The following is a 16,399-nucleotide window of genomic DNA, read 5'->3' on the forward strand; positions in this document are numbered from 1 at the left end:
CCCAGATTCGCCGTAATCATGGAGCCGTCGTCTTTTACGGAAAACCCTGATGCTGTCGTCCAGTGCCTGCGTGATGAGAAAAATGATGGTGCGTCTCGCCCATTTGAAGGGAATTGGACGGTATTCAAAATCCTTTAGTGAGAGCCCCTTTTCTCCGGAGATATCTCCCGGGGCCGAAAGGAGTTATGGTATTTGAATAACGATTACTGCCGTGATATCTTGTTCAGGTACGGCATGGGATCGACGAATTCGGTGCCGATGATGATCTCATAGTGGCAGATATAGCGCGCCGTCTTTCCGGTGCGTCCCACGTAGCCGATGACCTCTCCCTTGGCGACCTGCTGGTCCGGCTCTACCGATACCCGCTGGCAGTGGGAGTAGGCGGTGGTAAAACCGTATTTATGCTTCACTGAGACAACAAGCCCAAGGATCGGGTCCCAGCGGATTTCGCTTATCTTGCCCGGTGCCGTGGCCCGTATCTCTGAACCAGGGAATGCTTCGATATCGATCCCATTATGGTGCTCACTTTCGGCGGCGTTAACGGAATTGCGCTGTCCGAAACGGGAGATGATATAGCCGTTGACCGGCCATATTGACGGGGTGGTTTCGATTATTTTTTTTCGGTATTCCAGGAATACTTTTATTTTAGAAAGGACCTTCTTGGTCGTTTTCAGCTCCCGCTCGATTTCCTGGATGTTCAGGATCTCGATGGGCGGGGCGGTCACGCTGGTGTTTCCATTTTCGCCGCCATCACCGCTTTCAAAGGCCGGCGGGTCCGGATTGGGGACACCGCCCTTGGCCCATAATGAATCAATGTCGCTGCCGGGAGTAAGCGAATACAGGTGGGTGATTTCCGGCTTGAATTTCTGGAAGATGTCATAGAGTTCGTTGATCTCTTCCTTGTATTTTTTTATCTGGATCTTCGAATTGGAGCCGTATTTTTTCAGCTTGGAGACTTCCTTGATGGTCGACGAGTGATTGATGATCAACACGGACGTCACCGTGACCGTCGCCGTCACCGCTCCGGCTATAATGGCGATGGCGAATATGGATACGTGGAAGTTAATAATTCTCTTTTCGGAGTGGGGGATGAACATTATGGTGATGCGCTCATTTCCCTTGGTGACAAAGCGCTTCCACCAGTCTTTTAGCATCGCCTGTTTGGAGCTCAAATGGTCTGAGAGGAACTGCAGAATATTCTTCTGCAAATCATTCAGATTTGTTTCTTTAAAAGGATTCAGGTTCATGACCAGTTTGGTTTCGTCTGCTGTATAACTTGATTAATAAAAAGGCTTATTATTGCTATATTTATCGGTTTAATTGGAACTGAAAAATATTCAAAAAAAATTAATGGATAAAACCCTTTTGTATATAATATTTATTCGATATATTTATGTCAAGTTTTTCTTAATTATAATTAAAGTGAAGGACTTACAAAAATAATGGTTTTTACGGTATATTCATACTTCATAGTCAGTAGAAAATGGCGATGAAAAAGTTACAGGCGCTGGCCATTATGGTTACAGTTTGCCTGTTATGTCTCCCGCTGCCGTCGGTTTAAGCCCGGCCGGTGGATGCGGAGATGCCAGGTCCGCAATGATTTGGATTGCGGTGCGGAATTATTGTTTTATCCTACCCTTGCCGTGTCCGGGTACAGGTCCTTCCTTATCGGTGATACCGGAAAGAGTGATCCGGAACCGTACACTGAATGCTCAAGGAAAAATCCGGACCAGGTGGCGGGTGTTTGTATTGTATTTGGAACGTCACCGATGAATCCCGAGACAGTCAGCGGATGATAGGGGCTTTCAATGGAGTGCCCGCAGGGTTGTGGCGTTTATTCAAGGAATGCAGGGATATAAAGCTGATGTCATTCAGGAGAGTGATTTTTTTTACGTGTAATTAATTATTGACAGGTTCAGGGTATTGGATGGAGATACTTCTTCAGGCAATAGAGAGTTTTCAGTAGGGCATGCCTGTTAAATTCATATATTTTGGAGGGATTCCTGTGACTTTCTGGCAAGAGTGGGGCGGTTATATATTGATCGTTATAGTGCTGGCGGTCGTTGCCGCCGGGGTAGTTGTATATAGGATTCTTAAAAACAAGGTCAAGAAGAAGATGGATGACCAGCAGGAGCTGGTCAATCAGCACAAGGTCCCGGCGTCAATACTGGTGCTGGAAAAGAGAATGGATAAGATCGCCAATGCGAACATTCCGAAATCCGTTATTGAACAGATTCCAAAGGTCTATAAAATAAAAAAAGTTCCCATCGTAAAGGCAAAAATAGGAGCCCAGGTCATGGATCTCCTCTGCGATGAAGGTGTCTTTGAAAAGCTTCCTGAGAGGAAAACCGTACGGGTGGATCTGGCGGGTATATTCATCGCCGCCGTTAAACCGGGAAAAAAGTAGGCCGTGGAACGTTGCATCATTGTTTATTGCACTGTTCCATCCCAAGAAGTGGGAATGAAAATAGCCGGGGATCTGGTTTCAGGGGGATACGCCGCCTGCGTCAATATTGTTCCAGGCCTTACATCGGTTTATCGATGGAAAGGGGATATCTGTAAAGATAATGAATTGCTTTTAGTTATCAAGAGCCGGGGTTCGCTCTTCGATGCGATTTCTTCACGGATAAAGGCAATGCATCCCTATGAAGTGCCTGAAATAATCTGCTATGATATAACCGGGGGGAGTGAACCCTATATACAGTGGCTTATAGATAGTACTGCCTGTTTATAATACAAAATTGCATATAATTGTATTGAATGAACGTATTCCCCAAATGGTGTACAGAAATTTGATTCAGTGTAGAATTGCCAATTGTTTTACCGAATTATTCATTGAATTCATAAAAATTGAATTTTTTTAAAAAATTTATTGATAATTTGAAAAATTTATTTTTATTAAATATTATAAAACAGCGATAAGTAATTTATTCAATTTTGATTCCTTTTTATTTGGAAGGAGGAGAGGTATATTTTATTTCTGATTAAAAAAGTGCAAAATTAATGTTGATTATAGCAATTATCATAATTACATTATAAGGCGGGCGAAATGAACAGAATCACTAACAGCATTATTACCAATAAGTTTGTTAGGCTCATAGAGGAGAATCATCAGGAAATAATTGAACATTTCATGAACGATGTTCTCCGGAACAAAAAAACAGTCGCCTACCGGAAAATGGATCCCCATGAATTATATGACATAGGGATTCGGGTTTATAGGGAATTGTCTAGATGGGTCGAAAGGGGTTTGCCTAAGGAAGAAGTGAAGGAATATTATGCCAAATTAGGCAAAATCAGGCATAATGAAGGGGTTCCGGCTTCTCAATTTTTCCAGGCCCTGGTTCTTTTAAAACGTCACATGTGGCTCTTTGTTAAAGAGAAATTGGAAAATGAAATGACTGATTATAAGCAGGCATTGGAGGTAAGCGATCGGGTTATTCTTTTTTTTGATAGGGCGGCATATTATATGCTGACAGGCTATGAAGAAGAAAACTCTAAAAAATGGTAATTTTAAAAAAATTTAAAATAAAAAATTTTTTTTCGCAAAAACTCTTGACAAAATTTAGCATAAAAAATAATTTCACATTCTCACTGAGTGAGTGTAGCATATTGTTACATCACTTAATAAATCAAAGGGTTACTAAAACGGTTACCTAAAGATTTGAAATAATTAAGCGCCTGTGATCAGGCGAACTGATTGTTGAAAAATCTCCAAAAGCGACAAGGTTGGGGATTTTTTTGTCATATGTGATAGTTCTTTGAAAACTGGGTAGTATATAAAAACTACCTCTGTTAATTTCTTAAATTCAAAATTTGAACCAAATTATCTTTATGATAAATTATCATGGAGAGTTTGATTCTGGCTCAGAACGAACGCTGGCGGCGCGTCTTAAACATGCAAGTCGAACGAGAATCCCGATGCTTGCATTGGGAGGAGAGTGGCGAACGGGTGAGTAACACGTGGATAATCTGCCTCTAGGATTGGGATAACTACTCGAAAGGGTGGCTAATACCGAATAACATGGCACGCTACACAAGTAGTAGCCATTAAAGGTGGGGACCGCAAGGCCTACTACCTGGAGATGAGTCCGCGGCCCATTAGCTAGTTGGCGGGGTAATGGCCCACCAAGGCGACGATGGGTAGCCGGCCTGAGAGGGTGACCGGCCACATTGGGACTGAGATACGGCCCAGACTCCTACGGGAGGCAGCAGTTAAGAATCTTGCGCAATGGGGGAAACCCTGACGCAGCGACGCCGCGTGGACGATGAAGGCCTTCGGGTTGTAAAGTCCAATAAGCGGGGAAGAATAAGCAACGGGTAATATTCGTTGTGATGACGGTACCTGCCTAAAGCCCCGGCTAACTACGTGCCAGCAGCCGCGGTAATACGTATGGGGCTAGCGTTGTTCGGAATTATTGGGCGTAAAGGGCGTCTAGGCGGGGGATTAAGTTGGGTGTGAAATCCCTGGGCTCAACCCAGGAACTGCATCCAAAACTGGTTCTCTTGAGTTCGGGAGAGGAGAGCGGAATTCCCGGTGTAGCGGTGAAATGCGTAGATATCGGGAAGAACACCAGTGGCGAAGGCGGCTCTCTGGCCTAGAACTGACGCTGAAGCGCGAAAGCGTGGGGAGCGAACGGGATTAGATACCCCGGTAGTCCACGCTGTAAACGTTGTGTACTAGGTGTTAGTGACTTGTTCACTAGTGCCGACGCTAACGCATTAAGTACACCGCCTGGGGAGTACGGCCGCAAGGCTTAAACTCAAAGAAATTGACGGGGGCCCGCACAAGCGGTGGAGCATGTGGTTTAATTCGATGATACGCGAAAAACCTTACCTGGGCTTGAACTGTGCCTGACAGGTGTAGAGATACACCCTTCTTCGGACAGGTATAGAGGTGCTGCATGGCTGTCGTCAGCTCGTGTCGTGAGATGTTGGGTTAAGTCCCGCAACGAGCGCAACCCTTACCCCTTGTTGCTAACAGGTAACGCTGGGCACTCTAGGGGAACTGCCGGTGATAAACCGGAGGAAGGTGGGGATGACGTCAAGTCATCACGGCCCTTATGTCCAGGGCTACACACGTGCTACAATGGCCGGTACAAAGAGATGCAATGCCGCGAGGTGGAGCAAATCTCAAAAAACCGGTCTCAGTTCGGATTGGAGTCTGCAACTCGACTCTATGAAGCTGGAATCGCTAGTAATCGTAGATCAGCACGCTACGGTGAATACGTTCCCGGGCCTTGTACACACCGCCCGTCACACCATCTGAGTTGGCAGCACCCGAAGTGGCTGATCTAACCGCAAGGAGGAAGGTTACTAAGGTGAAGTCGGTGAAGAGGGTGAAGTCGTAACAAGGTAGCCGTATCGGAAGGTGCGGCTGGATCACCTCCTTTAAAAGGAAAGTCATATTTAACAGGGGAAATTTAATACTACCCAGTTTTGAGAGAACTGTCATACAAGCCTATTTATCCTATAGGCCTGAACATCATGAACCAGGGCCTGTAGCTCAGATGGTTAGAGCGTACGACTGATAATCGTAAGGTCGGTGGTTCGATTCCACTCAGGCCCAATGGGATGAAATAGGGGGTGTAGCTCAGTTGGGAGAGCGACTGCCTTGCACGCAGTAGGTCATCGGTTCGATCCCGTTCACCTCCAAATGCCTCTGGTAGCCCCGGGTTTAAACCCGGGGCTACCAGAGGCCCGGATCTTTTAAAACGGTTAAGCCAATTTTAATTACAGAAATCAGGTTTAACAATTTCGTCGAAAATCAAATGAGAACATGAGTGCCGAATGCTGACCAGCATTAGGATTCGTGAGGGAACGTTATGTACCCTCGCTCCGAAATTATGAAAATGCCTAAAGCATTTTCATGATAAAATAATATGGTCAAGCAAGTAAGGGCGTACGGTGGATGCCTTGGCATTGGTAGGCGATGAAGGTCGTGGCAAGCTGCGATAAGCCTCGGTGAGGAGCAAGCATCCTTTGACCCGGGGATCACCGAATCGGAAAACCGACTATGGGTGAACCCATAGTATCTGTAACTGAATTCATAGGTTGCAGAGGCTAACCTGGGGAATTGAAACATCTAAGTACCCAGTGGAAGAGAAAGCAATAGCGATTCCCTGAGTAGTGGCGAGCGAAACGGGAACAGCCTAAACCGGTCTTTACGTTACAGCCCAGGAGCGCTGTAGGATCGGGGTAATAGGGTGTGGACGGAGGGTGTCCTGGAACCTTCGGGAAGTTACAAAGTTTTAATCTAGTTGAAGCCGCTGGAAAGAGCGCCAAAGAGGGTGATAGCCCCGTAAACGAAAGATTAAGACCTTCCTGGTTCACACTCCTGAGTACCGCGGGACACGAGAAATCCTGTGGGAATTCACGAAGACCACTTCGTAAGGCTAAATACTCACCAATGACCGATAGTGGACAAGTACCGTGAGGGAAAGGTGAAAAGAACCCCGAGAGGGGAGTGAAATAGAACCTGAAACCGTATGCTTACAAGGTGTGGAAGGGCTATGCTTGCATGCCTGACCGCGTGCCTTTTGTAGAATGAGCCGGCGAGTTACTCTATATAGCGAGGTTAAGTGATAGTAATCACGGAGCCGGAGCGAAAGCGAGTCTGAATAGGGCGATTAGTTATATGGAGTAGACCCGAAACCGAGTGATCTAGCCATGACCAGGTTGAAGTACCGGTAAAACGGTATGGAGGACCGAACGGTTGTGTGTTGAAAAACGCTCCGATGAGTTGTGGCTAGGGGTGAAAGGCCAAACAAACTCGGCAATAGCTGGTTCTCCTCGAAATATCTTTAGGGATAGCCTCGTGTGTTTTGTTACGGAGGTAGGGCTCTGACTGGGCTAGGGGGTCAACAAACTTACCAACCCCATTTAAACTTCGAATGCCGTAACTTTAGAACACGGGAGTCAGACTACGGGGGCTAAGCTCCGTGGTCAAAAGGGAAATAGCCCAAACCAACAGCTAAGGTCCCGAAATGTATGCTAAGTGATAAAGGAGGTGGAGTTGCTTAGACAGCCAGGATGTTGGCTTAGAAGCAGCAACCATTCAAAGAGTGCGTAACAGCTCACTGGTCGAGTGACTCTGCGCCAAAAATGATTGGGGCTAAGCATACTACCGAAGCTTTGGACTCAGTAATGAGTGGTAGAGGAGCGTTCTATACGGGTTGAAGGTCGATCGTGAGGACGACTGGACTGTATAGAAGTGAGAATGCCGGCATGAGTAGCGATAAAACATGTGAAAAACATGTTCGCCGAAAGCCTAAGGTTTTCTGGGCAATGTTAATCAACTCAGAGTTAGTCGGCCCCTAAGGCGAGGCCGAAAGGCGTAGTCGATGGGAAGCAGGTTCATATTCCTGCACCACCCGGTGGAGGTTATCGTGATGGAGTAACGTAGAAAGATATGGGCGCAGGGCGTTGGTTGTCCCTGTTCTTAAGTGTAGGCTTGGGGTTCAGGCAAATCCGGATCCCTTTAAGCCGAGGCTGTAGGGGAGTGAGCCTTCGGGCGAGCGAAGGTCCAGAATCTAGGCTACCAAGAAAAACTTCTAAACGCGAAACTGGGTGACCGTACCACAAACCGACACAGGTAGGCGTGGAGAGAATCCTAAGGCGCTCGTGAGAATCCTCGTTAAGGAACTCGGCAAAATGGTCCCGTAACTTCGGAAGAAGGGACGCCTCACTAGTGTGACACCCCTGCGGGTGAAGCATGAAGAGGCCGCAGAGAAACGGATCAAGCGACTGTTTACCAAAAACACAGGACTCTGCTAAATCGTAAGATGATGTATAGGGTCTGACACCTGCCCGGTGCCGGAAGGTTAAGAGGAGGGGTTAGCCGCAAGGCGAAGCTCTGAATTGAAGCCCCGGTAAACGGCGGCCGTAACTATGACGGTCCTAAGGTAGCGAAATTCCTTGTCGGGTAAGTTCCGACCTGCACGAATGGTGTAACGATTTGATCACTGTCTCAACGAGGAGCTCGGCGAAATTGTAATGTTCGTGAAGATGCGGACTACCTGCAGAAGGACGGAAAGACCCCGTGAACCTTTACTGTAGCCTGACACTGTAGTTTGGTGCAGTATGTGTAGGATAGGTGGGAGACTTTGAAACCGGGACGCCAGTTTCGGTGGAGTCAACCTTGAAATACCACCCTTATTGTATTGGGCTACTAACCGGCACCCATTATCTGGGGCCGGGACACTGTCTGGTGGGCAGTTTGACTGGGGCGGTCGCCTCCTAAAGAGTAACGGAGGCGCCCAAAGGTTCCCTCAGCACGGACGGAAATCGTGCGCAGAGTGTAAACGCATAAGGGAGCTTGACTGTGAGACTTACAAGTCGAGCAGGTACGAAAGTAGGGGTTAGTGATCCGGTGGTCCCGTGTGGAAGGGCCATCGCTCAACGGATAAAAGGTACTCCGGGGATAACAGGCTTATAGCGCCCAAGAGTTCATATCGACGGCGCTGTTTGGCACCTCGATGTCGGCTCTTCGCATCCTGGGGCTGGAGAAGGTCCCAAGGGTTCGGCTGTTCGCCGATTAAAGCGGAACGCGAGCTGGGTTCAGAACGTCGTGAGACAGTTCGGTCTCTATCCTCTGCAGGCGTTGGAAATTTGAGGAGATCTGTCCCTAGTACGAGAGGACCGGGATGGACGAACCTCTGGTGTACCAGCTGTCGTGCCAACGGCACCGCTGGGTAGCTATGTTCGGAATGGATAACCGCTGAAAGCATCTAAGCGGGAAGCCAACTCCAAGATGAGATTTCCCTTGGCCTTCGGGCCACTGAAGACTCCTTGAAGACTACAAGGTTGATAGGCTGGAGGTGTAAGCGCAGTAATGTGTTCAGCCGACCAGTACTAATCAGTCGTGAGGCTTGACCATATTATAATACGCCCAAGGTGATAACCTTGGGCGTATTTTTTTGCATTTTTTGGAAAGGATAAGATAATGTTATTTTTTATGGAACATTTTTTATAGTAAAATGCTTGTTTTTATATATCGGATATATACATTATCAACATGTAGCTGATAGTTAAAAAAATGCTGGTTATAATTAATGGATATTCATTTCCGAGATTTGAAAGAACATAAAATAATCGAATTAAAGGGCGATATTGATTATTTTAGCGTCAGTGAATTGAAGAATGCTATATTTAAATTAATTCATGAAAAAACGCCCAGCATCATCCTGGACCTCCAAAAGGTTGAATACATGGATTCCTCAGGTCTTGGCTTGATTGTGACGGCGCACAGGGTCATGAGCAATTATGACGGAAAGATCAGCCTGGTTAATGTCTGCGATGATATACGCGTAATACTGAAACTTGCCACTGTCGATACGCTGTTAACGATATACAGCAATAATGCTGAAATAGAATAAATCCTAAAAAGCTTATTATTACTGAATAAGCGCACCCGGTAGCTTTTTCATAGGGAAGAGCCTGTAAGGCGGGAATATGAAGGCGCTGAAGTCCCTATGAGCAGGCCGGTTTGCTTGACAAACCGTATGTAAGGGAATTTGATGAAAATAAAATATAAGCTAATACTGATTTTCATACTAATCATTCTCTGTGCATCTCTGCCCATATCTCTATTTATACTCCACAAACAGGAAGAGGAAAAAATAGCCTCGGTTACTCACCAGGGTTATATATTCAGCAAGTTTTTTGCTCAATCAGTTTTGACCATAATTCTCGCCAATGGCGGTGATATTAAATCCACGCAGATAGACACGCAGGAAATGATGTCGGTGCTGAAAACACTGACCAGCGAGGGAATGGTCTATGCGGATGCCATTGTAATTTCTTCAAAAAAAGAATTTAACGGATTCATCCTTGCTTCGTACAAAATACGAGGGTATGGAATTCCGGTAAAAGCTGATAATGCCCGCATCAGTAACGAAGAAGTCGGGCTGCTTATATCGCAAAAAAAAATGAGCGAAATAACGATGGCAGGCACCGGTGATGTATGCTATATGTTCGCCGCAACAGGGTCACTGCCGGGTAAAAAGCCGCTCTGCATTGTCAGGCTCATATTCTCAAAAACGATCATCATCGCTCCTTTGCAGAAATTGCATCGCCTCATTTTCGGCGTTACAGCCATTGCCATCCTGATCGTTGGCATGGCAGGATATTTTTTCAGCAGGTTCATCTCGAGGCCCATTGATAATCTTGCCGCAGCCGCCCAGCGCATTGAGGATGGGGATATGGGGTTCCGTATCAATGTTTCGTCCCACGATGAAATCGGGCGCCTGTCGGATATGTTCAATCACATGGTGGGGATCATCAATCAGAAGATCCATGAACTGGAACGGACGAACCTTCGGCTGACGCAGCTTGATGTCCTCAAGGATGAATTTCTGGCTAATATATCCCATGAGCTGAGAACGCCCCTGGCGGGAATCATCGGTATTTCCGAATCTCTCATAAAGGGCGCCGCCGGACAGCTCAATAAAGAAGTGATACACGATCTTTCGCTGATCGCTGCCAGCGGCAGCCGCCTTGCGGGTCTTGTCCATGATATCCTCGACTTTTCCAAGCTCAAGCACGGTGACATATTGATAAACCGCGAGCCGGTGAACCTCTATGATGCGACACAAGTCGTTATTTCAATCACGCGTCCTCTTGTCGAAAAGAAGTCACTGGCCATCAGGAATTCCATCGATCCGCTGTCTATGATCGCCCTGGGTGATGAAAGCAGAATTCAGCAGGCGCTCCTTAACCTTGTCGGCAATGCCATACGCTTCACCGAGAAAGGCGGGATAACCATTAATGCGGTTGCCGGCGGCAATGACGATAATCTGATCACAGTATCCGTTGAAGATACGGGGGTTGGCATACCCCCTGATCAGAGGGAGCAAATTTTTGACACCTATGAAACGACCGCGCAGCCCGCGGTACGGCATCTTGCCGGTTCCGGGCTGGGTCTTGCCATTACCAAAAAAATCGTTGAGCTCCATGGCGGAACGATCCGGGTGGAATCGGAGCCGGGGAAAGGATCTCGGTTCTATTTTACCATTCAAAGAAGCAATGAAGAGAAAAGTATGAAGGCGTCGGAAAGCGTTATCATTCCCGTCTCGGAGGATATGGATTATTTTTCCGGAGCTGATGTCATGGTTCATCACCCTGCACAGCTTGATGCGGCGACGAACGAGCGCAAGAAAATACTGGTCGTCGATGATGAACCGGTGAACCTTCAGGTGATCATTAATCATCTGTCCGTTGAAGGATATGATGTCATCCCGGCGGAAAGCGGTTCAAAGCTTTTTGATGAACTTGACAGAAAAAATATTCCCGACCTGATACTGCTCGATATTATGCTTCCCGGGGATTCGGGATATGACGTATGCAGGAAGATCAGGGAGCGTTTTTCCATCCATGAGCTACCGATCATCATGCTAACCTCGCAGAGCAGTACCAGCGCTGTCGGGACCGGTCTCTCGGCCGGCGCAAACGACTATATCATGAAACCGGTCAACAGCGATGTGCTTATTGCAAGGGTACAGAGCCTGATTTCCATGAAGGAGTCATTCATGATGCAGAGTAAGTTCTGCATTCTGCAAAATGAGCTGGAGATCGCCATGGACATCCAGAAGACTATTGTTCCCCGTGAAATGCCGGAACTTAATAATATTCGTTTTGCCGTCAAATATGAAACATCAACGCAGGTGGGCGGCGATTATTACGATTATCATTTGATTGATGACAGGCATGTGGGCGTGCTGATAGCAGATGTGGCGGGCCACGGCATCCCTGCGGCGATAGTGGCAGCCATGATGCAGGTGGCCTTCACGTTCTATAAAATAGATTTTAAGGATCCTTCTCTGTTGTTTACAAAAATCAATTCTGTCATGGAAAAATATCCTCACGGCATATTCATGACCGCCTGCTGCGTCTACATCGATCTTGATAAAAAAAAGATATATCATTCGAATGCCGGACACCGGCCTCTCCTTATCTGGCGCAAAAAGAGCGATAAGATCATTTCCGACAAGATCTATGACCGTCCCATCGGTATCTTCCCTGATTCGAGATATTCATACAATGAAATTGAAATTTTCGATCATGACAGGATCATATTATATACTGATGGAATTGTTGAAGCGAGAAATCACACGAGGGAAATCTTCGGCGAAGAACGCCTGTATGACCTTATCCGAGATAACAATGAAAAGAATGGCGCAGACTTTACCGGAAGTATAGTCGATGCTGTGAAAAAATGGGCCGGAATCGCCGAAGGCCAGACGCTGGAAGACGATATTACACTGATTGTAATCGATATTATTCCCGACAGCGAGGCCGGCTGACGGCCGGTCCTAGCTGCTTTCTTTCGGTGGCCCCAGGGGAAAGCGGATGGAGAATTGAGTCCCGTTGCTGTCGGATTGAATGCCTACTGTCGCGTTGTGATCTTTCAATATCTTATTGCAGATTGAGAGGCCGATGCCGGTCCCATGGTCGCGTTTTTTCGTGGTAAAAAAAGGCGACCAGATTTTATTCATGATATCTTCCGATATGCCGCTTCCATTATCCTGAATGATCATCGTCACGGAATGTTCATCGGAAAAGGTGGTCATCTGTATGGTCCCGTTTTCCTCCGAGGAAGAAAATTGCTTTTCCAGTATCGCGTCCTTGGAGTTCATGATGATGTTGACGATAAGCTGCTCCAGGGAAAGCTTATCGCCGAGTATTGGTGGAATGGCGTCATCAAGGACGAATATCAGGTCAATACTGTTCTTTTTCAACTGAAACTGAATCAGATCGATCGCTTCGAGTATCACTTTATTCAGGTCAATCTGCTTGATCGAGAGGGTGCTCTTTTTCGAGAAGTTCCGTATGTGATCGATAATCAAAGAGGACTTGTCCACTAGAGCGCAAATTTTCATGAGCTCCGAGACGCCTTGGAGATTCTCGAATTCCTCAGCATTTATGTCGTCGATCATATTCTGCGATATGCCCTTGATGCCGGTCAGGGGCTGGGACAGCTCATGGGCTATACCGGTGGTAAGCTCGGCGAGGCTCGCGTGCCGCGCCATCTGGGAGAGCTCCAGGTCCTTTTCGAGGATGATCTTCCGGCATGAGTCGTTGCTCTGCTTCAACCGGGCCAGGCGGTGGTAGAGCTTGGTGTTAAGCTCGTTTATCATGTTGAACTGGTTGAGCAGGCTTACGATCCTGTTGCGCAGGGTGTACCCCAGGATAAATGTTACCGAGATATTCATGATACCGGCTGAGATGATAAAATGGATTTCATTCAGGGTATAGACCGTCACGGATATGTAAAAGAAATTCATGAACAGGATGGCCAGGAGGAGCACGGAGGTCAGCTCGTGCCTGCCGGGAAAAATGATGTACAGGATGTAGACATAGAATAAAAAATACGCAAGGTAAATGATCAGGCCATTGTAGCCAGGGAACACGATCAGCATGAAAAATGATGCCGCCGATAAAAGGCTGACCGGTACCAGCGATGTCTGGCTGTATTGAATATAATAATGCCGTATCATGACCGTAAGGGTGATGGGAAAGAGGCAGAGTCCGATCAATGTCGGGAATGACAGGGGAATGACTTCGATGATTTTATTATATTTCAGATAGAGCGGCGTTATGATGAGGAGCATTGAAAAGGAATTGAGGAGCAAACGCCTGGATAATCCCAAAAAAAAGAATAAGGCGCCGATAACAATCTGTATGATTATGACGTAAAATATGAGATTAATGAAGATTGAATATATCAGTTCCATGATCTGGCTGCAAGAAACCTCAGAAGATTATTGATTAATTAAAATTAATGAGTTTCATATAACTTCATTTGACATGGAAATCAAAAATTTATATCATGTCAATGTTTTATTATGGTACGGCACTTGGGGGGCATGTATAACCGATTTTCGGGGGCGTTAACCATTAACCACTATGTAATAGGAATTGTGTTATGAGCTTTTCCTGCGGAATTGTAGGGCTTCCGAATGTCGGAAAATCGACCATTTTTAACGCCCTCTCCGGAGCAGGGGCGCAGATGGCCAACTATCCCTTTTGCACCATTGAACCGAACAAGGGCATCGTCCCGGTCCCGGATGAGCGGCTGAGTAAAATTGGAGAGCTGCTCCACAAGGACAATCCGATCCCGACCAGGATAGAATTCATCGATGTGGCCGGACTGGTCAAGGGGGCTTCAAAGGGCGAGGGACTGGGGAACAAGTTCCTCGGACATATCCGGAATGTCGACGCCCTGGTCCAGGTTGTGCGCTGCTTTTCCAGCGAGGACGTTGTCCATGTGGCGGGCGATGTTGACCCGATCCGGGATATTGAAATTATAAACATGGAGCTCATTCTCTCCGATATCGAGATCCTTGAGCGGGGTCTTGAAAAGGAGAATAAGATGGTGCGCAGCGGCGATAAAAAAGCCAAGGCCCTGAGCGGCATCATCGAAGATATAATCAAGCATCTGAATGACGGCAAAACCCTCCGCACCTATCCAATGGGGGAGGAGGAGCGCCATCTCCTGGCCGACTTCGGCGTCATAACCGACAAGCCGGTCATCTACCTGGCCAATATCGATGAGGAAGAATCGTCCAAAAAACATCTCGATGCGATAGCTCGATACGCAGCGTCTCAGGGCGCCCAGTATCTGTACCTTGTAGGGAAACTTGAAGAGGAGATATCGGAGCTCTCGGCCGGGGAAAAGAAGGAATACCTTGAAGCAATGGGCTTGGCCGAATCAGGCCTGGACCGGCTCATCAGGACGGCCTACGGACTGCTCGACCTGATCACGTATTATACGGCAGCGACGGAACTGCAGGCCTGGACCCTGCTCACGGGGACCAACGCAGCCAGGGCCGCGGGCAAGATCCACACTGATTTTGAGCGGGGCTTTATCCGTGCCGAAGTGTTCCGGTATGATGATCTTGTGAAGTTCGGCTCTGAAAAGACTGTGCGGGAGCATGGGCTTCTGCGATCCGAGGGCAGGGAGTATATCGTGCAGGACGGTGATATCGTCAGGTTTCTCTTCAACGTGTAAGAAATCTGCTCTATGCCATGGGCAACACTTGTCCAGGAACAAAAAGACCATATAAAAAAATGAGGAAAGAAGTATGACCGAGTATCAAATCTACAGGATAATTCTTTTTGGTTTCATGGTCGTGGCGATCGTGACCTTCATATCGCTATTTTTCATCACGGCGCCGTACGGCAGACACGCGAAAAAAGGCTGGGGACCTCTGATACCGAACACGGCAGCGTGGATCATCATGGAGGCGCCGGCGTCGCTTCTCTTCTTCTTCTATTTTCTCGTATCGGATAAAACTATTACCATGACCCTTATCGTGCTCCAGGTCATATGGCAGATACATTATTTTCACCGTTCTTTTATTTTTCCTTTCATGCTGAAAAGCGATGAGAAGGTATCGCTGTCTATCATCGTATTCGGCATGATCTTCAATTCCATAAACACCTATATCCAGGGACGCTGGGTGTTCACCTTCGCGCCTGATAGCGCCTATACGGCGGCATGGCTGGCGGATCCGCGGTTCATCATCGGGGTTCTCATTTTTGCGACAGGCTTTTTTATCAACAAACAATCTGATGCAATTACAAGGAAGCTGTGGGACCCTCGGAATCCGGGTTACAAGATCCCTTACGGCGGGATGTACCGGTATCTTTCCTGCCCCAACTATTTCGGCGAGATCATAACCTGGATAGGCTGGGCTGTGATGACATGGTCCCTGGCTGGCCTTTTTTTCGTGGTCTGGACAGCGGCGAACCTGGTGCCGCGGGCCCGCTCCAACCACCGGTGGTATCTTGAGAAGTTTCCTGATTATCCGAAGGAGCGCAAGGCAATCATCCCGCTCCTGTTCTAAGGGGCGCTGAACGGCGTAGCGGTGCAGAATTATCCGGATGCCGAAAATTCCTTGAGTATCAGTGATTTGAGTTTTTTCCTGCTGCTTCGCGGCGATTGGGCCGGGTGTCCCATGGCTATGACAGCCATGAGCTCATGGTCCGGGCCGATGTCAAGGAGATCATTCACCTCGGTTTTGCGGTTTAAAATCTCCCCGAGCCATACCGATCCTATTTTCAGGGAATGGGCCGCAAGGAGCATGTTCTGGATGCAGGCGCCGATGCTCAGGATGTCCTTGTCGCGGTTATATCCTTCCGAAACGTCATAAAAAACGTATATACAGGCATTACATTCCTTAATGATGCGGCTGTATTCAGTAAGAGCCGACAGACTATTTCTAATGCCAGCGTCCTGTATCGTCACAAAAGACCAGGGCTGGTTATTCAATCCGGAGGGCGCCCACCGGCCGGCTTCAAGAATGGCTTCAATGCAGTCCCCGGTGATGGTGTCTTTTGTGTATTTTCTGATGGATCTTCTGGTTGATATGGCATTGATAATTGTATTGGTTTTCAT

General features: G+C 47.3%; 10 protein-coding genes, 2 tRNA genes and 2 rRNA genes. 11 read left to right on the forward strand and 3 right to left on the reverse strand.

Features of this window, described 5'->3' with window-relative positions; genetic code table 11:
* Positions 1 to 203: 203 nt before the first annotated feature.
* Positions 204 to 1,247 (reverse strand): M23 family metallopeptidase, encoded by a 1,044-nt coding sequence (locus KA369_03140; protein ID MBP7734949.1) that lies wholly within the window; start codon positions 1,245 to 1,247, stop codon positions 204 to 206.
* A 758-nt stretch (positions 1,248 to 2,005) separates the two neighbouring features.
* Here KA369_03140 and KA369_03145 point away from each other — a divergent pair.
* The 9 genes from KA369_03145 (at position 2,006) to KA369_03185 (ending at position 12,302) form a co-directional block, all read left to right on the forward strand.
* Complete coding sequence (locus KA369_03145) at positions 2,006 to 2,407, forward strand: hypothetical protein (GenBank protein ID MBP7734950.1); 402 nt, start codon at positions 2,006 to 2,008, stop codon at positions 2,405 to 2,407.
* 54 nt (positions 2,408 to 2,461) lie between these two features.
* Positions 2,462 to 2,734 (forward strand): divalent-cation tolerance protein CutA, encoded by a 273-nt coding sequence (locus KA369_03150; GenBank protein MBP7734951.1) that lies wholly within the window; start codon positions 2,462 to 2,464, stop codon positions 2,732 to 2,734.
* 315 nt (positions 2,735 to 3,049) lie between these two features.
* The gene (locus KA369_03155; GenBank protein ID MBP7734952.1) at positions 3,050 to 3,511 is read left to right on the forward strand and encodes a hypothetical protein; all 462 of its coding nucleotides are present in this window, start codon (positions 3,050 to 3,052) and stop codon (positions 3,509 to 3,511) included.
* A 333-nt stretch (positions 3,512 to 3,844) separates the two neighbouring features.
* Positions 3,845 to 5,393, forward strand: a 16S ribosomal RNA gene (locus tag KA369_03160).
* Between the two features lie 102 nt (positions 5,394 to 5,495).
* Positions 5,496 to 5,569 (forward strand) — tRNA-Ile (locus KA369_03165).
* A gap of 13 nt (positions 5,570 to 5,582) precedes the next feature.
* Positions 5,583 to 5,655: transfer RNA gene (locus tag KA369_03170), tRNA-Ala, on the forward strand.
* A gap of 229 nt (positions 5,656 to 5,884) precedes the next feature.
* Positions 5,885 to 8,878, forward strand: a 23S ribosomal RNA gene (locus KA369_03175).
* The 16S and 23S rRNA genes sit together here with 2 tRNA genes alongside, the layout of an rRNA operon.
* 196 nt (positions 8,879 to 9,074) lie before the next feature.
* Complete coding sequence (locus tag KA369_03180) at positions 9,075 to 9,377, forward strand: STAS domain-containing protein (protein MBP7734953.1); 303 nt, start codon at positions 9,075 to 9,077, stop codon at positions 9,375 to 9,377.
* Between the two features lie 552 nt (positions 9,378 to 9,929).
* Positions 9,930 to 12,302, forward strand: coding sequence for a SpoIIE family protein phosphatase (locus KA369_03185; GenBank protein MBP7734954.1), 2,373 nt, complete (start codon positions 9,930 to 9,932; stop codon positions 12,300 to 12,302).
* Between the two features lie 9 nt (positions 12,303 to 12,311).
* Here KA369_03185 and KA369_03190 read toward each other — a convergent pair whose 3' ends face one another.
* Complete coding sequence (locus KA369_03190; protein ID MBP7734955.1) at positions 12,312 to 13,733, reverse strand: GHKL domain-containing protein; 1,422 nt, start codon at positions 13,731 to 13,733, stop codon at positions 12,312 to 12,314.
* A 191-nt stretch (positions 13,734 to 13,924) separates the two neighbouring features.
* On the opposite strand from KA369_03190, the gene ychF reads away from it, so the two are divergent.
* Positions 13,925 to 15,010 (forward strand): redox-regulated ATPase YchF, encoded by a 1,086-nt coding sequence (gene ychF / locus KA369_03195; protein MBP7734956.1) that lies wholly within the window; start codon positions 13,925 to 13,927, stop codon positions 15,008 to 15,010.
* A 73-nt stretch (positions 15,011 to 15,083) separates the two neighbouring features.
* Positions 15,084 to 15,848 carry a DUF1295 domain-containing protein gene (locus KA369_03200; GenBank protein MBP7734957.1) on the forward strand — a complete coding sequence of 255 codons (765 nt, stop codon included), beginning with the start codon at positions 15,084 to 15,086 and terminating at the stop codon, positions 15,846 to 15,848.
* Between the two features lie 29 nt (positions 15,849 to 15,877).
* Here the strand turns inward: KA369_03200 and KA369_03205 are convergent, their stop codons facing one another.
* Positions 15,878 to 16,399, reverse strand: coding sequence for a nitroreductase (locus KA369_03205; GenBank protein MBP7734958.1), 522 nt, complete (start codon positions 16,397 to 16,399; stop codon positions 15,878 to 15,880).

Source organism: Spirochaetota bacterium (assembly GCA_017999915.1).
Classification (GTDB): domain Bacteria; phylum Spirochaetota; class UBA4802; order UBA4802; family UBA5550; genus RBG-16-49-21.